General features: G+C 72.3%; 19 protein-coding genes. 9 read left to right on the forward strand and 10 right to left on the reverse strand.

What is annotated here, in order from left to right; translation table 11 throughout:
• Positions 1–4 precede the first annotated feature (4 nt).
• Complete coding sequence (locus tag AB0M08_RS23235; RefSeq protein ID WP_364496758.1) at positions 5–1,186, forward strand: VWA domain-containing protein; 1,182 nt, start codon at positions 5–7, stop codon at positions 1,184–1,186.
• A 100-nt stretch (positions 1,187–1,286) separates the two neighbouring features.
• The gene (locus tag AB0M08_RS23240) at positions 1,287–2,126 is read left to right on the forward strand and encodes an SDR family oxidoreductase (protein WP_364496760.1); all 840 of its coding nucleotides are present in this window, start codon (positions 1,287–1,289) and stop codon (positions 2,124–2,126) included.
• On the opposite strand, the gene AB0M08_RS23245 is transcribed toward AB0M08_RS23240, so the two are convergent.
• Entirely contained in the window at positions 2,110–3,066 is a 957-nt protein-coding gene (locus AB0M08_RS23245) for a LysR family transcriptional regulator (protein WP_364496763.1), read from the reverse strand. The genes AB0M08_RS23240 and AB0M08_RS23245 overlap by 17 nt on opposite strands.
• Before the next feature lie 42 nt (positions 3,067–3,108).
• Here AB0M08_RS23245 and AB0M08_RS23250 point away from each other — a divergent pair, with 42 nt between their 5' ends.
• A complete protein-coding gene (locus tag AB0M08_RS23250; protein WP_364496766.1) occupies positions 3,109–3,900 on the forward strand; it encodes an alpha/beta fold hydrolase in 792 nt (263 codons plus the stop codon).
• On the opposite strand, the gene AB0M08_RS23255 is transcribed toward AB0M08_RS23250, so the two are convergent.
• From AB0M08_RS23255 to AB0M08_RS23280, 6 genes are all read right to left on the reverse strand, one after another.
• Positions 3,881–4,741: a polysaccharide deacetylase family protein gene (locus AB0M08_RS23255; RefSeq protein ID WP_364496769.1), complete on the reverse strand. Its 861-nt coding sequence runs from the start codon at positions 4,739–4,741 to the stop codon at positions 3,881–3,883. The two genes, AB0M08_RS23250 and AB0M08_RS23255, sit on opposite strands and share 20 nt — an antisense overlap.
• Positions 4,742–4,972: 231 nt before the next feature.
• A complete protein-coding gene (locus AB0M08_RS23260; protein WP_364496772.1) occupies positions 4,973–6,286 on the reverse strand; it encodes an aromatic acid/H+ symport family MFS transporter in 1,314 nt (437 codons plus the stop codon).
• A 249-nt stretch (positions 6,287–6,535) separates the two neighbouring features.
• Positions 6,536–7,501: a VOC family protein gene (locus tag AB0M08_RS23265; RefSeq protein WP_364496774.1), complete on the reverse strand. Its 966-nt coding sequence runs from the start codon at positions 7,499–7,501 to the stop codon at positions 6,536–6,538.
• Between the two features lie 2 nt (positions 7,502–7,503).
• Complete coding sequence (locus AB0M08_RS23270; RefSeq protein ID WP_364496777.1) at positions 7,504–8,562, reverse strand: 4-oxalomesaconate tautomerase; 1,059 nt, start codon at positions 8,560–8,562, stop codon at positions 7,504–7,506.
• A complete protein-coding gene (locus tag AB0M08_RS23275) occupies positions 8,559–9,236 on the reverse strand; it encodes a 4-carboxy-4-hydroxy-2-oxoadipate aldolase/oxaloacetate decarboxylase (protein WP_364496779.1) in 678 nt (225 codons plus the stop codon). Before AB0M08_RS23275 ends, AB0M08_RS23270 begins: the two co-directional genes overlap by 4 nt.
• Positions 9,233–9,958: a PIG-L deacetylase family protein gene (locus AB0M08_RS23280; protein ID WP_364496782.1), complete on the reverse strand. Its 726-nt coding sequence runs from the start codon at positions 9,956–9,958 to the stop codon at positions 9,233–9,235. Before AB0M08_RS23280 ends, AB0M08_RS23275 begins: the two co-directional genes overlap by 4 nt.
• A 145-nt stretch (positions 9,959–10,103) precedes the next feature.
• Here AB0M08_RS23280 and AB0M08_RS23285 point away from each other — a divergent pair, with 145 nt between their 5' ends.
• Both AB0M08_RS23285 and AB0M08_RS23290 read left to right on the forward strand, forming a co-directional pair.
• Entirely contained in the window at positions 10,104–10,760 is a 657-nt protein-coding gene (locus tag AB0M08_RS23285; RefSeq protein WP_364496785.1) for a GntR family transcriptional regulator, read from the forward strand.
• A complete protein-coding gene (locus tag AB0M08_RS23290; RefSeq protein WP_364496788.1) occupies positions 10,757–11,530 on the forward strand; it encodes a DUF1932 domain-containing protein in 774 nt (257 codons plus the stop codon). The genes AB0M08_RS23285 and AB0M08_RS23290 overlap by 4 nt, the downstream gene beginning before the upstream one ends.
• Here the strand turns inward: AB0M08_RS23290 and AB0M08_RS23295 are convergent, their stop codons facing one another.
• Genes AB0M08_RS23295 through AB0M08_RS23305 form a run of 3 tightly spaced genes read right to left on the reverse strand, consistent with a single transcriptional unit; the run spans position 11,531 to position 13,742 of the window.
• Positions 11,531–12,574, reverse strand: a complete 1,044-nt coding sequence (locus AB0M08_RS23295) for an amidoligase family protein (protein ID WP_364496791.1) — start codon at positions 12,572–12,574, stop codon at positions 11,531–11,533. It abuts the gene before it with no gap.
• The gene (locus AB0M08_RS23300; RefSeq protein ID WP_364496793.1) at positions 12,571–13,233 is read right to left on the reverse strand and encodes a hypothetical protein; all 663 of its coding nucleotides are present in this window, start codon (positions 13,231–13,233) and stop codon (positions 12,571–12,573) included. Before AB0M08_RS23300 ends, AB0M08_RS23295 begins: the two co-directional genes overlap by 4 nt.
• Complete coding sequence (locus tag AB0M08_RS23305; protein WP_364496796.1) at positions 13,230–13,742, reverse strand: SigE family RNA polymerase sigma factor; 513 nt, start codon at positions 13,740–13,742, stop codon at positions 13,230–13,232. Before AB0M08_RS23305 ends, AB0M08_RS23300 begins: the two co-directional genes overlap by 4 nt.
• 101 nt (positions 13,743–13,843) lie before the next feature.
• Here AB0M08_RS23305 and AB0M08_RS23310 point away from each other — a divergent pair, with 101 nt between their 5' ends.
• From AB0M08_RS23310 to AB0M08_RS23325, 4 genes are all read left to right on the forward strand, one after another.
• Entirely contained in the window at positions 13,844–14,176 is a 333-nt protein-coding gene (locus AB0M08_RS23310) for a PadR family transcriptional regulator (protein WP_364496798.1), read from the forward strand.
• Positions 14,173–14,976 (forward strand): ABC transporter ATP-binding protein, encoded by an 804-nt coding sequence (locus AB0M08_RS23315; protein ID WP_364496801.1) that lies wholly within the window; start codon positions 14,173–14,175, stop codon positions 14,974–14,976. Before AB0M08_RS23310 ends, AB0M08_RS23315 begins: the two co-directional genes overlap by 4 nt.
• Positions 14,973–15,647 carry a hypothetical protein gene (locus tag AB0M08_RS23320; protein ID WP_364496804.1) on the forward strand — a complete coding sequence of 225 codons (675 nt, stop codon included), beginning with the start codon at positions 14,973–14,975 and terminating at the stop codon, positions 15,645–15,647. Before AB0M08_RS23315 ends, AB0M08_RS23320 begins: the two co-directional genes overlap by 4 nt.
• A gap of 755 nt (positions 15,648–16,402) precedes the next feature.
• Positions 16,403–17,116 (forward strand): hypothetical protein, encoded by a 714-nt coding sequence (locus tag AB0M08_RS23325; protein ID WP_364496807.1) that lies wholly within the window; start codon positions 16,403–16,405, stop codon positions 17,114–17,116.
• Positions 17,117–17,193: the final 77 nt, after the last annotated feature.

Below are 17,193 nucleotides of genomic sequence, written 5' to 3' on the forward strand. Positions count from 1 at the left end.
GGGGATGCTGCGGGGGGCGGACCGGGCGGCGTTCGCGGTGGCGTTCGTCGGGCGGCTGCGCCGGGCCGGGGTACGGGTCGGGCTCACCGAGACGGACGACCTCGTGCGGGCGCTCGGGGTGAGTCCGCCGGTCACGCGGGAGCTGCTGTACTGGACGGCGCGCGTGGTGCTGGTACGCCGGTTCGCGGATCTCGCCGTGTTCGACCGGGTGTTCGCGGCGGTCTTCGAGGACGCGTCGCCGCCGCCGGCCGGGGACGCGGTCGCGGCGGTGCGACGGGACGACGACGTGCACGTGCCGGTTCCGGCGGCGCCCGGTGCGGAGTCCGCTCCGGGCGGCGGGCTGCCGTGGGCCACCCTGCCGGCGCCGGTCGCGGCGGAGGACGATGCCGAGGACGGGGTTCCGGGCGTACCGGAGCTGCGTGCGACGCACCTCGCCGCCCTCGCCGAACGGCCCTTCGAGGAGCTGGACGCCGCGGAGACCGAACGGCTCGGCGCCGCGCTCGCCGCATCCCTGACCCGGTGGCCGCGCCGGCGGAGCAGGCGGCACGCGGCGGATCCCCGTGGCCGGACGGTGGCGCTGCGGCCGACCATGGCGCGCGCCCGGCACACCGGGTTCGAGGTGGTGTCCGTGGTGCGCGAACGTCAGCTCCTCCGGCCCCGGCGGGTGGTGCTGCTCTGCGACGTGAGCGGGTCGATGCGCGCGCAGACGGCGGCCTACCTGCAGATGATGCGGGCGTTCGCGACGGTGGCCGAGGCGGAGGTGTTCGCGTTCGCCACCTCGCTGACCCGGTTGACCCCGGCGCTGCGGCAGCCCTCCCTGCGGGCCGCGATCGATCAGGCGAGCGAGTCGGCCACCGACCGGTTCGGGGGTACGCGGATCGCCGCCAGCATCGCCGCCGTCCTCGACTCGCACCACGGCAACGCGCTCCGCGGCGGCCTGGTGATCGTCGCGTCGGACGGCTGGGACGGCGACCCGCCGGAGCGGATGACGGCGGTGATGGCCCGGCTGCGGCGGCGGGCCCACCGGATCCTGTGGCTGAACCCGCGTGCCGGGGTGCCCGGGTTCGCGCCGCTCACCGGTGGGATGGCCGCCGCGCTGCCGTTCTGCGACGCGCTGCTCCCGGCGGCCACGTTCCGCGATCTGACGGCGGCCGCCCAGCACTTCACCACCGCACCTCCCGGCTGAACGCCGGCTCGCCCCGTACCCGCAACCGCACCCGGGACACACCCGGGTGGCTTGGTGCGCCCGGTTGACACTCAGTGCCAGGTGGTCATAGTCTGCCTGTATGGCATCAGTGGACTATCGGAATCAGAACACGCTGATCACCGGGGCCAGCTCGGGTATCGGGGCCGAGCTCGCCCGCCGGCTCGCCGAGCGCGGGTCGGACCTGGTGCTCGTCGCGCGCCGGGCGGACCGCCTCGACGCGCTGGCGGCCGAGATCCGCGCCGCCCACCCGGGCGTCACCGTCACGCCGATCGCGATGGACCTCGCCGCGCCCGGGGCCGGTGCCCGGCTCAGCGCCGCCGTCGAGGAGCGCGGCCTCGCCGTCACCGGGCTGGTCAACAACGCCGGGTTCGCCACGCACCGGGCGTTCCACGAGGAGGACCCGGAGCGCGTCGCCGAGGAGATCGCGCTCAACGTGGCCAACCTGGTCGACGTCACCCGGGCCTTCATCGACCGGCTCCGGAGCGACGGCCGCGGGATCCTGGTCAACGTGGCCAGCATGGCGGCGTACCAGGCGAACCCCACGATGGCGGTCTACGGGGCGACCAAGGCGTTCGTGCTCAACTTCACCGAGGCGCTCTGGTACGAGTCCCGCGGCACCGGACTCCGGGTGCTGGCACTCTCCCCGGGCGCCACCGAGACGGAGTTCTTCCAGATCGCGGGGGAGGGCGCCGACGGCGGCACGGCCCGGATGACGGTCGAGGAGGTGGTCGACATCTGCCTGCGCACGCTCGACCGCCGCAATCCGCCGCCCAGCGTGATCACCGGCCGCCTGAACCGGGTGATGGCCGTGGCCGGCCGGTTCGTCAGCCGCCGCCTCCTCACCGCCACGGTCGGCATGATGATGGCCCGCAACGACGCGATCCTGAAGAGGAAGGCGCTGGTCAGCTCCAGAGGGTGACGTGGACGGCCGGCTTGAAGCGGCTGATGTTCACGCCGGTGCCGCGCATCATCGCCTGGATCGCGCGCGGTGTGGACGCGAAGCGGGCCAGCTCGGCGGCGGCCGCCGGTGCGCTCGGGTCGGCCAGCACCTGGGCGTGCCAGACCTCCTCCAGGCAGGTGTGCGCCGCGCTGAACTGGACCAGGTGACCCTTGCGGACATCCGGTGCGACGGTGAAGCCGAGCGCCGCGGCGACCCCGCGACCCCGCTTGGCCTCCTCGACCGCCGCCGCGTGACTCTGGAAGATCTGCTGCTGGCCCTCCGGGACGCCGAGCCGGCGGAGCAGGGTGCGGATCGCCCCGGTGTCGGCGACCACCGACGGGCCGAGCAGCCACGTCTGGTCGCGCAGCTGGCGCGGGGAGGGCTGCACCCCGGCGAGCGGATGGTCCGGGCTGACCACGGTGACGATGCGGTAGTACATCACCGGGCGGCAGACCACGGCCGGGTCCGGTACGGCCGGCGGCGGGCCGATCGCGATGTCGATCATGCGGTCGGTGAGCAGGGCGGCGAACGAACCCGGGTTGCGGACGCTCAATTCCAGGTCGAGATCGGCGGCCCGGTTCGCGAAGAGCTCGATCAGGCCGGGCGCGGCGTGCTCGGCGAAGAGGCTGGAGGCGCCGATCCGGAGCAGTCGCCGGCCCCGGCCCGCGGTGCTCACCTCCATCACCGTGATGTCCTGCAGGCCGAGCAGCTCGGTCGCCCGGCTCGCCAGCCGCAGACCGCCCGGAGTGAAGGCCAGCCCCGCCGCCGTACGGGAGAAGAGCTGGTCGCCGAGCTCCTTGCGCAACTGCCCTATGTGCAGCGAGATGGCGGCCTCGGTCACCTCGAGATGGGCGGCGGCCTGTTTCACCGAGCCCAGCCGGACCACGGCGGAATAGGCGCGCAACTGCGTCGGAGTCAAAGCTCATCCATCCTCGAGGGAGCCCCCCACAACCTAGCGCACATGGGTGATGATCTCTGCATGCCGAGCTTCTCGTCCTCAGACGGTGTGGAGATCTACTACGACCTCTGGGAGGCGGAGTCGGATCTCCCGCTGGTCCTGCTGCATCACGGGTTCATCGCCGACGGGCGCTCCAACTGGGTGATGTCGGGTGTGGTGGCCGGGCTGACCGCGGCGGGGCGGCGGGTGGCGACGATCGACGCGCGCGGGCACGGGCGCTCCGGCAAGCCGCACGACCCGGCGCTCTACGGTGAGTCGCGGATGGCCGGCGACGTCACGGAGCTGCTCGACCTGCTCGGGGTGGGCACGGTCGACCTGGCCGGGTACTCGATGGGCGCGATCGTGGCGTTGCTGGTGGCGACCCGGGATCCGCGCGTGCGGCGGCTGGCCGTGGGTGGTGTCGGCGCCGGCGTGGTCGAGCTGGGCGGACTGGACACCCGGGTGGTCGGCGGCGAGTCGCTGCTGCACGCGCTCCGGACCGACGACCCGTCGACGATCACCGACCGGGCGGCGGCCGGGTTCCGTGCCTTCGTCGACGTCATGCGCGGCGACCGGCTGGCCCTGGCGGCGCAGGCGCTGTCGGTGCACGCCGCGCCGATCCCGCTGGCGACGATCGCCGCGCCGACGCTCGTCTTCGCCGGCCGCGAGGACCCGCTCGCCGCCCGGCCGGAGGCGCTGACCGGTGCGATCCCCGGCGCCCGGCTGCTGGCCCTCGCCGGTGATCACATGACGGCGCTGCGGGATCCGGCCCTGGTCCCGTCCTTGATCGCGTTCTTCACCCGCTCCCCGACCTGACCTGACGCCAGATCCTGCGAAGCTCCGGGTAGCCGATCACCACGATGCCCTCCGCGGTCAGCACCTCCTGGGCGGCCGGGGAGACCAGGAACTCGTAGTCGGTCCGGCGGACCCGCCACCCCGGGTCGACGGCCCGCGCGTGATCGTCGCCGGGCCCGGGGTGCACGGCCCACTCGGTCAGCCCGGCGGGCAGTTCCCGCAGCAGCCGGAGATACCGCTCGAACTTGCCGTCCAGGTCGAGCGCGTAGCTGTCCAGGAAGTCGTGGTCGACCACCGGCAGACCCCGGGCCCGCATCGCCCGCCGTCCGTCGTCGAGCCAGACCCGGGCGGCGAGGCCGTACTCGCCCGCCAGCGCGATTGTCAGCTCCAGCACGTCGGCCCGCCCGCCGTCGGCCAGGCAGTGGAAGTCCAGGTGCGCCGGCTCCAGCCCGGCTCGGGCGACGGCGTCGATCTGCGCCCGGAACTCGACCTCGACCTCCTCGATCCGGGCCTGCCCGAGCAGCGCGGCCCGCCCCTCGGCCGACGGCGCGAACAGTTCCCCGCTCTCCTCCAGCAGCGACGGCACGCGGGCCCGCCCGGCGACCGGCCCCCACCGCGTCTCCGGCATCTCACAGACCAGCGTCAGATGAACGCCGAACGGGAGATGCGGCCGCTGCCTCAGCCTCCGCATCGCGTCGGCCGCCCCGGGACAGGGCACCATCAGGCTGCACGACGCCGCGACCCCGTCCTCGATCGCCGCCACCACGGCCGCGTTGATCCCGGTGGACATGCCGAAGTCGTCGCAGTTGATCAACAGCACCCGCGCCTCGGGGGGATACCCCAGCAGCTCACTCGCACGCATGCCCGCAGTCTGGCGGAAAACCCGGTGCGGGGCATCGACGATCATGCGCATGATCGGCCGATGGCCGACGTCGAACGGGAGCTGCCGGTCGCTTCGGATCCGGGTCCGCGGGCGGAATGCCGTCAGGCCCGGGACCGCGACGTCGCGGTCCCGGGCCTGACGGGTGCCCTGCTCCGGGCAGGCGGGCCGGAGCGTGGGAGTCTCAGCCGGCCGAGGTGCCGGCGGGGTGGATCAGTGCGCGAGGGCGGGCTCGGCCGGGGCCTCGGTGACCTGGTGGTTCCTGCTGGCCAGGCCGGCCAGCAGGACGAAGACGGTGGCCAGGACGGCGGCCAGGGCGAAGGCGGTGAAGCCCCAGCTCTGGTTGTTCGCGGCGACCAGCTGGCCGCCGAGCCACGGGCCGACGACCGCGCCGAAGCGGCCGACGCCGGCGACCGAGCCGACCGCGGTGGCCCGGCTCTCGGTGCCGTACCGGCTGGTGACCGCGGCGTAGACCATGGTCTGGGCGCTGAACAGGAAGAAGCCGGCCAGGAAGACCACGATGTAGGTGACGGCCAGCGGGGTGTGGATGCCCAGCAGGTAGACGCCGACCGCGGTCGCGGCGAACCAGATGGCGGCGATCGCGATGGCGCCGAAGCGGTCGGCGACCCGGCCCGCGGCGAGCATGCCGAAGACGCCGCCCAGGTTGATCACGATGAGGAAGGCGAGCGAGGAGCCGAGGTTGTAGCCCTGGGCCCGCATCATCGTCGGCAGCCAGGTGTTGACGCCGTAGACCAGCAGCAGACCACCGAACGAGGCGACCCAGAAGAGGATGGTCGGCTTCCAGCGGCCCTCGCGGAACAGCTCGACGATGCTGTCCAGCTTGCTCTCGGTCTTCTTGGCCGCGGGGGCGGGGACGTCGACGTCGTAGCGGGCGGCCAGCGCGGTCGCCTCGGCGGTACGGCCCCGGGCGACCAGGAAGCTCAGCGATTCGGGCAGGTACTTGGCGATCAGCGGCACCGCGATGAAGAGCGGCACCACACCGACCCAGTACGCCGAGCGCCAGCCGTGATTGTTCAGCAGGTAGAGGCCGAGGCTGCCGGCCACGATCCCGCCGACCTGGTGCGCGGTCATCAGCGAGCCGATCAGCAGGTTGCGGCGGCCGGCCGGGGCGTACTCGGCGACCAGGGTGAGCGCGATCGGCAGGAGGCCGCCGAGGCCCAGGCCGGCGACGAAGCGGCCCCAGCCGAAGACGCCGATGCTCGGGGCGATCGCGCAGATCACCGAGGCGAGCGAGAAGATCACGGTGTCCGCGATGATGATCTTCTTGCGGCCCAGCCGGTCGGTGAGCGGGCCGGAGGCGATGGCGCCGATCAGCATGCCGAAGGTGGCGTAGCTGCCGAGACCGCCGGCCATCGCCGGGGTCAGGCCCAGGGACGTGTCGTCGAGCATGCCGGGCAGCACGGCGCCGTAGATGAAGAGGTCGACGCCGTCGAAGAGGACGACGAGCCAGCATATGGCGACGACCAGGCTGGCGAGCCGGTTGCCGCGAGCGGTGGTGGAGGACATCGGGGGGTTCCTCTCGGATCTTCTTAGTGACGCCGAGCACGCCGCGTGGTGTGCGTCACCGGATCGTGCTCGTTGTTCGCATGATTGTCAACAATCAGTTTCGGGCATCTGTCCTGCATGTGTCGCATGGTGCTCGATTGTGAGCAGGATTGTTGACGAAATCCGCCCGCAGATCTGTCCGGAAACACGGCGACCCGGCACCAGGACATGGTCACCTGGTGCCGGGCCGGCGTGGTGCGGATCAGGCGATCAGGCCCACTCCGCCTCGGCGATCGGGGGCGTGCCGTGCGTGTGGAACGACTCGATGGTCTTCAGGCCCCACGCCTGGCCCTTGGCGCGCTCCGCCTCGGTCCAGGTCACCACCTCGTGGTCCGGTGCCAGGAGCAGGCGGGCCCCGGCGTTGCAGAGCTCGATCCGGTTGCCGCCCGGCTCGTAGACGTACAGGAAGAAGGTCTGTTGAATGGCGTGCTTGTGCGGGCCGGTCTCGATGTGGATGCCGGCCTCGAGGAAGACGTCGGCCGCGCGCAGGATGTCCTCACGGGTGTCCGTGGCGAACGCGATGTGGTGCAGCCGCCCCTTCGAACCCGTCCAGTCGCGGGTGTAGACCACGTCGTAGGACTTGTCGCTGAACGTGTACCAGACCGCGGCCTTGACACCGCTGTCCAGGATGATCTGCTCGCTGGGCCGTCCGGTGAGCGCCTCGCTGACGAACTCCTCGTTCGACGGCACCTCGGAGGCGAGGAAGTTGATGTGGTCCAGGCGGCGCACGTTGGAGCCCCGCCCCGGGAACCTCGCGGCCTGGTTCTTCAGCGAGGGCCGGCTCTCGTCGGTGGCGACGTAGCGCTGGGTCTCGTAGTAGAGCCCGAACGGGTGCCCGTCCGGATCGGTGAAGTGGTAGACCGGCCCGTACGCCGGCTCGTCCTTGCTCCACCCCTGCCCGAGCCCGGTCTCCTCGATCGCCGCGACCCGGCGCTCCAGGGCCTCGGGGCTGCGCGCCCGTACCCAGAGCCGCCCGATGCCGGAGGTCTCCGAGGCGGTCAGCTTCAGCGAGAACCTCTCGTAGTCGTCCCAGGTGTGCAGGTAGACGCTGTCCCCGCGGCGGTCCACGACCTCCATGGCCATGCACTCGACGAAGAACCTGACGCTCTCGTCCAGCACCGGGGTGAACAGTTCCACCGCCGAGACGTGCGCGATGTCGCGAAGGCGTTCAGCCATGATTACGAATCCTCACGGGGATAGACCTGCCCGGAGAGGAGCAGGCGCGCGGTGCTCACGATCGCCGACCGGCCGACCGTGATCTCGTCGCCGGCCGTCGCGACGTCGACCACGACGTCGTAGAAGCCGGCGGGGTGTTCGATGCTGATCTCCGGGTTGTCGTCGACGAAGGCGACGCTCCCGGGCAGGGCCGCGGCGGTGCCCACGCTGACCGCGGCCAGTACGCCGATCGAGGCGTGCACGCGGTGCGGGATGAACATCCGGGTGCTCAGCGTGCCGCCGTTCGCCGGGGCGGCCACCAGGCACATCTTCGGCACCGTGGTGTCCGTGACGTCGCCGAGGCCCATCATCTTGCCGGCGATCAGCCGCAGCTCCTCGACCCGGCGCCGCAGCCGCCCGTCCGCCTCCAGCTGGGCGGGCGTCTCGTAACCGGTGACGCCGAGGTCGTGTGCCGCCATCAGCACCACCGGCATGCCGTTGTCGATCAGGGTGGCCGGTACGCCGTCCAGATCGTCGAGCACGCGCCCGGTGGGCAGCAGGGACGGCGCGACCGACCCGGCCGTGTCCCGGAACTCCACCTCGATCCGGGCGGCCGTGCCGGGGACACCGCTGATCGCGGTCGCCCCGGTGTAGCTCACCCGTCCGCCCGGGGTGGGCACGGTGACCACGGCGAGCGCCCCGGTGTTGACCATGCGGACGCGTACCGCGGTGGTCTCGCCCGCCACCGCGACCAGGCCGCGCTCGATCGCGAACGGCCCCACCCCGGCCAGGATGTTGCCGCACGGCTGTTCGGCGCTGACCCGTGGCTTGTCCACCTGCACCTGAAGGAACAGGTAGTCCACGTCCGCGTCGCCGTCCGCGGACCGGCTGATCACCGCGACCTTGCTGGTCAGGGGGTGCCCGCCGCCGATCCCGTCGATCTGCCGCGGATCCGGCGACCCCATGATCGCCAGCAGCAGCCGGTCCCGCTCGGCCTCGTCGGCCGGCAGGTCCTCCTTGCGGAAGTACGCCCCCTTGGACGTGCCGCCGCGCATCACCAGAACGGGAACCGGCGTGGTCATAGGTACTCCACGCCCAGATCCGCGAGCAGCGGCCGCAGGTGGTACATGTCCACGCCGAGTTCGCCGGCGGCGAGCTTCTCGCGCTTCGCCGCCTCGTTCGCGGTGCGCGCCTGGGCCTTCTTCAACACGGCGGCCGCTCGTTCGCGGGGGATCACCGTGATGCCGTCGTCGTCGGCGATCACCGCGTCGCCCGGATTGATCACCTGGCCGCAGACCACGACCGGCACGTTCACCGAGCCGGGGCTGGCCTTGACGGTGCCCTGCGGGCTGATCGCCCGGGTCCAGACCGGGAAGCCCATCGCGCGCAGCTCGGCCGCGTCCCGGACACCGGCATCCATGATCACGCCGATCGCGCCGTGCGCCCGCAGCGAGGTGGCGAGCAGGTCGCCGAGCATCCCGTCGGTCGATGGCGAGGTGGTGGTGATGACCACGACGTCGCCGGGGCGGACCGTCTCCACCGCCGCGTGGATCATCAGGTTGTCGCCGGGGTGGCAGGAGACCGTCACCGCCGATCCGGCGATCGCCGCGCCCTGCTGGATCGGGTGCAGCTCCGGCGTGAACGCCCCGCGCCGCCCGTCCGCCTCGTGCACCGTGGACGCGCCCTCCGCGGCCAGGCCCTTCAGGACCTCGGCGTCGGCCCGCTCGATCTCCCGGACGACGACGTGGCGGCTCACGACAGCTCCCGGGTGACCTGCGGGTAGATCCGCATGTAGGCCTCGCCGTACGTCTCGTTCGGCAGGCCGAGGTTCGGGCCGGAGTTGCGGGCCGCCTGCAGGCCGCGCCGCTTGCCGAGGTCGGTGTAGTAGGCGTGCAGGTGCTTCTGCGCGGCGAGGATCTCCAGCGCCTCACGCTTGCGCTCCCACACCGAGGTGATGTCGAGCAGCACGTTCGGCACGAAGCCGCACTGCTCGGGCTGGTGCGGCTCGAAGCAGAAGACCGGCGGCGCGCCGATCACGTCGCCGGGGCCCTCGACGCCCGGCGCCTGGGCCAGCACCCGGGCTTTCAGCGCGATCTGGTGCGCGAAGCCGTGGTCGCCGTTGTACGGGTCCGACGGCGCGTGCGTGAGCACCACCGTGGGCTGGACCTCGCGGTACAGGTCGATCAGGCCCTGCAGCAGCTCGGGGGTCTCGACCAGGGGGTAGTCGTCGGCGTCGAAGAACCGGATCTCCGCGCCGAGCGTCTTGGCGGCCTGCTCGGCCTCGCTGCGGCGGTGGGCCTTGACCTCGTCGAGGGTGTATCCCTTACGCCAGAGGGAGGCGGACTCGCCGCGCTCGCCGAAGCTCATGCAGCCGATCACCACTCGCTGACCGCGGGAGACCGCGAGGGCGATCGCGCCGGCCGCACGCCAGACGAAGTCGCCGGGGTGGGCGGTGAGTACCAGGGTCGATTCGGTCATTTCGGCTCCCCACGGGCTGCCAATAGGATTGTCAACAATCATCCGTTGCCTGCCCCAGCGTAGGGGAGACACGCGGCCGAAACAATTGTTGACAATCTTGTCGCCGAATGGGAACACTGGCGTCTCCGACGGCGATGGGGGTCAGATGAAGGGCGTGCACACCGGTGTGGCCATGGTGCGCGACGCCGTGCGTGACGCCATCCTCCGCGGGGAATACCTGCCCGGGGAGCGCCTCGTCGAGACCGACCTGATCGAGAAACACGGCGCCACCCGCTTCGCCGTACGCTCGGCCCTGCAGGACCTGGCCGCCGAGGGACTGGTCGAGGTCCGCCGGCACCGCGGCGCCCACGTGCGTAAGGTGTCGACGAGTGAGGCCGTGGAGATCACCGAGATCCGGATGGTCGTCGAGGGACTGGTCGCCTCGCGCGCCGCGGAGCGGGTCAGCGACGGGCAGGCCACCGAGCTCGACGAGATCGGCGCCCTGATGCGCCGCGCCGTCGAGGTCGCCGACCACCGCCGGTACCACGATCTCAACCAGCGGTTGCACGCCCTGGTCCGGACGATCGCCGGGCACACCGTCGCGGACCGGATCAGCGAGACCCTCCGCGGCCAGCTGGTCCGTCATCAGTACACGCTCTCCCTGCTGCCCGGCCGCCCGCAGGCGTCGCTGCCGCAGCACGAACGGATCATCGCGGCGATCCGCGGCCGGGATCCGCGGGCGGCCGAGGAGGCGATGCGCGAGCACATCGCCAGCGTGATCGAGGCCCTGAAGTCGATGGAGCATCTGGAGGCACGCTCATGAGTGAGACCGTCATCGCCGTCCTCGGCCTGGGCGAGGCCGGCAGCCTGATCGCCGCCGACCTGGTCACCGCGGGCGCCACCGTGCGCGGCTTCGATCCCAGGGTCGCCCCGCCGCCCGGTGTGATCGCGGCTCGCGACGACGCCGACGCCTGCCGCGGCGCGAGCGTGGTGCTCAGCGTCAACAGCGCGTCCGAGGCCGCCGCGGCGCTGCGTGCCTCACTGCCGTCATGCGCGCCCGGCACCATCTGGGCCGATCTCAACACCTCAACCCCCGACCTCAAGGAATTCTTGCGTACGGAGGCAGCGGGCGCCGTGGACGTCGTCGACGTCGCGCTGATGTCCCCCGTCCCGGGCAAGGGCCTGCGGACGCCGATGACCATGTCGGGCGAGTCCGCCGAGGCGCTCGCCGGGATCCTCGCCGGGTTCGGCGCCGACGTGGTCGTGCTGGACGGACCGGTCGGCACGGCGGCCACCCGCAAGCTGCTGCGCAGCGTCTTCTACAAGGGCATGGCCGCCGCGGTGGTCGAGGCCCTGGAAGCGGCGAAGGTGGCAGGCTTGGAGGAGTGGTTGCGCGGCAACATCGCCGCCGAGCTGATCAAGGCGGACGCGGCCACCCTGGACCGTCTCGTCGACGGCTCGCACAAGCACGCGGTCCGCCGCCGCGAGGAGATGGCCGCCGCCGCCGAGCTGCTCGACTCCCTCGGCGTCCCGTCCCGCATCGCGGGCGCCAGCCGCGACTGGCTGGAGGACCTCAAGACCCGTCGTCCCTGATCAGTCCCGGTCGGCCAGCGATTCCGCCGCCAGCTCCATCAAACCCTCGGCGCCGGTCTCCCCGTTGGGGATCGGCGCGGGGGAGAGGCAGCGCTCCAGGAGCAGCTCGACCAGGGCGGCGCGGGCGACGATCGGCTCCGCCTCGATCGCGCCGGGCAGGATCCGGATCTCCACGGTGTCCCGGATCGGCGTCTCGGACAAGAGCTGGGTCAGGTTGACGTCGAAGTACTTGGTCAGCCCGCCCTCGGTGGCGGCGGCCCGCAGGTCGGTACCCTCCTCCGCGGCCCTGACCAGGACCTCGGGCAGCGGAGCGAGCCGTCGGCAGGCCGGGTTGGTCCCGAGCAGCGACCGCAGCGGCTCCCGCCAGTGCGCGAAGAGCCGGACCACGTTGGCGAGGGCGTGCGGTTCGCGGAACGGGGCGCCGTCCAGGTGCAGGTGGACCGCGGCCTCGGTGGGCACGGTGAAGCCCAGGGCCCGGGCCGGGCCGAGCAGCTCCTCCAGGGCGTCGCGGTGGTCCTTCACCAGCGGCGGCGTGACGATCTCGCAGGGCCGCTCGCGCTCACCGGCGAGGGGCACGGCCAGCGCGATCGTCACGCCGCTCTCGTCGTCCAGCCGGTGGACGTCCCCGTGCCGCTGCACCCCGGCTCCCCAGAGAGCGGCGGCCCGGGTGAGCGCGTCCTCGATTGGCGCACCCGGATCGCAGTGCCGGGCGAGCAGCCGGAGCAGCCGCCGATCGTCGGTGAGCACCCGGAACCACCCCGGCGGCGCGCTTGCCCGGCGATCCAGATCGGCCGTCAGCGTGATGTCGTCGACCAGCGTGCAGAGCGGGGTGCCGTCCGTACGGCGTACCTCGAAACCCTGGGTGAGGTGCAGGAACCGGCCCAGTCCCGGTACCAGCGAGGGTTCGCTGTCCTGGTGCCAGACCGGCCGGACGCTGCCCCCACAGCGCCCGGCCAGGTCCTCGGCGAGCGTGCGCCGGCTGGCCCCCGCGGGAGCCATCAGCTCGATCTCGAAGCCGGTACGCCGGCGCAGCTCCGCGGTCACGGCTGGAACGGCAGGGTCTCGCCGGCGATGATCTTCTTGCCCGCGGCGACCTTCGCGTCGTACGGCGTGTCCAGCTGCCAGAGGTCGGCGAGCTTGACCGCGTCGGCGTAGTCGTACCCGGCGTCGAAGAACGCGGTCACCGAGTCCGGCGTCTCGTCGACCGGTGCGTCCGGCGCGCTGCCCGGCTTGATCGGCAGGGTCTCGCCGGCCAGCAGGCGGCTGCCGGCCTCCGCCTTGACCGCGCCGATCTCGTCCTTGGACATCTTCCAGAGGCCGGCGAGCTTCACCGCGTCGTCGTAGTCGTAGCCCGCGTCGAAGTAGGCGTCCCACTCCTTCGTCGGGTCGGCGCTCGGGGTCGGGCTCGGCGCTTGCGTGGTGGGCTCGTCCGTGGTGGGCGTGGCCGACGGCGTCGACGCGGCCTGGATGGTGGCCGGGCCGCCCTGGCCGTCCTCCCCGCCGGAGAGCAGGCCCGGCACGTACGCGATCCCGGCGACCAGGCCGGCGGTCAGCACCGCGCCACCGGCCGCCGCCGCACCGCGCCGGCGCCACTTGTGCCGCTCGGAGAGCTGGACGACCTTGGCGTACACCTCGGCCGGGTCGGGTGTCTTGTTCTCGTGGGTCGCGAAGGCCTCGCGCAGCCTGTCGCCGTGCTCGGTCATGTCATCTCCTCGGCGTATTTCCGGTTCTCGTGCTCCAGCCGGAGCGTCCGCAGTGCCTTCGAGGCCTGGCTGCGCACCGTCGCCGGGGTGCAGCCGAGCAGGTCGGCGATGGTGTTGTCGTCCTGCTGTTCGTAGTACCGCAGGACCAGCACGGCCCGCTGCTTACGCCCCAGCCCGGCGAGTCGCTGCCAGAGCGCGTCCGCCTCGGCGATCCGGTCGGCGTGGTCGACGGTCTGGTTCCGGGCGTCGTCGAGCTCGGCCAGCCGGTCCCCGGCCGCGTGGATGTGCCGCACCGACCAGCCGCGCCGCCAGCTGAGGTACTCGTTGAGCACCATCCGGCGGACGTACGCCTCGGGGGCCTCCACCGTGCTGATCCGTTTCCAGCGCACCAGCGCGCGGGCGAGCACCTCCTGGACGACGTCCTGCGCGAGGTGGCGGTCGCCGGTGAGGACGATCGCGTACCGCAGCAGGCTCGGCAGTCGGGCCATCGCGAATTGCTCGAAGGTCACGTCCCTATCGACGTCCGCCGACCCGATTCTGTGCACCGCCTGTCCGCTTTTCTTTCCGGCCGGCTAGTCAGCCGGACTGCTATGTAGCTAGTCTGCCTACCATGGTTGCCCGACCGTGGCTGCACGGCTTCCTCGACCTCTGCCTGCTCGCGATGCTCCGCGAACGCCCCGACTACGGCTACGGCCTGGCCCAGCGCCTCGCCGCGGCCGGGGTCGCCGACGTACCCGGCGGCACCCTCTATCCCGCCCTGCTCCGGCTGGAACAGCAAGGGCTGGCCGTGCCGAGCTGGGGGCCGTCCGACGCCGGCCCGCGCCGGAAGAACTACGAGATCACCCCGGCCGGGCGCGCACTGCTGGCCACCCAGGCGGCCGAGTGGGCCGCTTTCCGGAACGGCGTCGACTCCCTCCTCAGCGCTTCCGAGGTGGACTCGTGAGCTGGCCCGCACTCTTCGAAGCGGAGCTGGTCCGCCTCGGCGTGGAGCCCGCGCGGGCCCGGCAGCTCGCCGACGAGACCGGCGCCCAGGCGGGGGAGCACGCCGCCGACCCGGCCCAGTTCTTCGGACCGGCGCATCTGTACGCCCGGCACCTGGTCACCGAACTCCAGGCGCCCGCCCCCGCACCCCGGTACGCCGAGGGCCCGGTCCTGCTCAGCCTGACCGGGGTGACCAAGCGGTACCGCCGCCGGACCGTCTTCCACGGCGTCGACCTCACCGTCCGGGGCGGCGAGGTGGCCGCGATCGTCGGCGCCAACGGCTGCGGCAAGTCCACCCTGCTGCGGGTCTGCGCCGGCCTGGCCCGGCCGGACGGCGGGAGCGTGCGCCGCACCCGCCGGGTCGGCTACGTCCCGCAGGACGGCGGCACCGCGGACTGGCTGACCCCGGAGGAGCACTTCACCCTCTTCGGCGCGGTCGCCGGGATGGTCCCGCGCCGGGCCCGCTCCACCGGCGACCACCTGGCCGCCCGCCTCGCCTGGCGCCCGGCCCGAGGCCAGCGCGCCCAGCAGCTCTCCGGCGGCACCCGGCAGAAGCTCAACCTGGTCCTCGGCGAGCTGCACGCCCCCGACCTGCTGCTGCTCGACGAGCCGTACCAGGGTTTCGACCAGGGCACCTACCTGGACTTCTGGCGGCAGGTCTTCACCTGGCGCGACGCCGGCCGGGCCGTCGTCGTGGTCACCCACCTGCTGCACGACCTGCAGAACGTCGATCACGTACTGGACCTGGGGGCTCACGCATGACCGCGCTGGTGGTGGCCGGGCTCTCGGCCCGCGAGGTGGGCCGGCGCCGGACCGCCGTGCTCCTGGTGATCGCCCTGCCGCTCTGGTTCTACCTGGTCCGCCGGGACGCGACCGGCCAGTCCATCCGGATGCTCGCCCTCGGCATCGGCTGGGCCGTCTCCACCCTGACCCTCTTCGTCATCAACGCCTCCCGGGGCATCGACCCGCGCCTGCGGCTGGCCGGCGCCTCGGTCCCCACCCTGATCGGCGGCCGCCTGACCGCGCTCTCCGGCGCCGGGCTCGCCCTCGCGCTGGGCTACTGGTCCCTGGTCGGCGCCGACCAGGAGGTGCTGCGCCCCTGGGCGGTCGGCCTGCTGATGGCGTTGACGGCCCTGATCGCCGCCCCGTTCGGCAGCCTGATCGGCGCCCTGCTCCCCCGCGAGCTGGAGGGCGCGCTGGCCCTGCTGAGCGTCTGCGCCGTCCAGATGCTGGCCGACCCGGCGGGCACGACCGCCAGGTTCCTGCCGTTCTGGTCCGCCCGCGAGATCGGCACCTACGCCATCGACGGCGGCCCGGCCTCCATGCTCGGGCACGGCCTCCTGCACGCCGCGGCCGTCTGGCTCCTCTGCACCGCCGGCACCCTGGCCATCTTCGCCCGCCGCCTCCGCGTGGCCCGCTACCCGGAGCCCTGATCCCTGCGCGCGCCCCGGTTCCGGCCGGTGATCCCGATGGTCAATCTCGGTCAGTTCGTCCACCCGGTCGCGCCGTTCCGTGCTCGCGCCCTCGCCCCGACACGACGTTGTCCACAGGCACCCCACCAAGATCAGCCATTTTCCGGCAGGATGCCCTGTGGGATGGGGGAATCCCCCGGTATGGGGTGGGCCCCCTCTCCGGGATTCCGTTCCACCAAGATCCATATTGATTCGTGATCTTCGATTTGCGGGGCCGCTGGGCCGGTGAGTGGTGCGGGGTTCACGATCATGGCCTTGTGGGGGCGGTGGGGATCCGCGATCGGCGTCGGTGTCGCCCCGGCGCCCTTATGAGGGCTGCACGTGCACGCGATCATGGATGGTGTGCGCCTGCCGCCCCGGTACCCGCTTGATCGTGTGCGCCAGCGGCCCGGCCCGCGCTGTCTGTGTGCACGTGCCGCCCGTCCGGTGTCGTTTGTGTGCGGGCGCCGCCCGTCCGCGCCGTCCGTGGCGCGTACCCCGTCAAGATCGCTGGACCGCGGCGCCGCCGACCACACCAGACGGGCTGATCGACGGCGGGTCGCCCCTCCTCTGGGCGGGCGGCACGTGTACGCGGCCCAGTCCAGATGTCATGGACGTCGCAGATGCCGCATGCGTGGCTTCGCCGGAGCATGCGTTCAGGCTGCTCGGCCGAGCAGGTGCTGTACCGATGGGGTTACCCCGTTGCCTCCCGGGCGTGCGGACGCCATCATCCGGGCATGCGAATCGCCGACATCGAGGTGGGCGCGGAATACGCGCATCGGGAAGGCGGCAGTCTGCAGGTTTCCCGGGTCCTGATCCGCGAGAAGCTCGGCGGCGGAAGGCTCCGTGTGAAGATCCTGGAGGCCGCGGCCGGTGGCGACTCCCCTCGACGTGGCGCATCGGTCGAGGTGACGAGTCGCAGCCTGGTGTGCGCCTGGAGGTCGTGGCCAGAGCTGGCTGCGGCCGGGCAGACCGCGCGCGATGAGGCGGAAGCCCGGATTCGTGACCGCAGGGCGGACTTCGATCGGGAGAGGGTCGCCGACGCCGGCCGCCCCCTTCCGGACGGGTACGACAGCCTGAGCTACGCGATGCTCGTCGATTCCGTCGCCGACCTGCGAGACTGGCCGGTACCGGCGTTGCACTGTGGATGGCGGATGGACCGGGAGCAGCTCTCGGCCGCCGCCCTACGCGTGCTCGTAGGACTGCCGGTCAACCTCGCCAGAGATCTGCTGGCCGCCGCTGAGCTCGATGCGGGCGAACCGGCGGCTGCGGTGGAATGCCCGGATGGATCGGTGGGAGCGGTTCTCGGCCCGCTGGCGCCGGTACTGACCGACGCTATGGAGTGGCCGGACCGGGGGTATCTGGCGCGGCGCATTCCCGACGGCCTGCTGTCCGCTGCCAATGACTTCGTCGAGGCGTGTACCCATGCGTTCCCCTCCCTGTCACGCTGATGTGAGACAGCCCGTCTACCAGGGGATACTCTTCCTGGACGGCCCTGAGGAGAGCACATCAGCATGACGTCGAAGCC

The organism is Actinoplanes sp. NPDC051851 (assembly GCF_040681165.1).
In the GTDB taxonomy this organism is placed as follows: Bacteria; Actinomycetota; Actinomycetes; order Mycobacteriales; family Micromonosporaceae; genus Actinoplanes.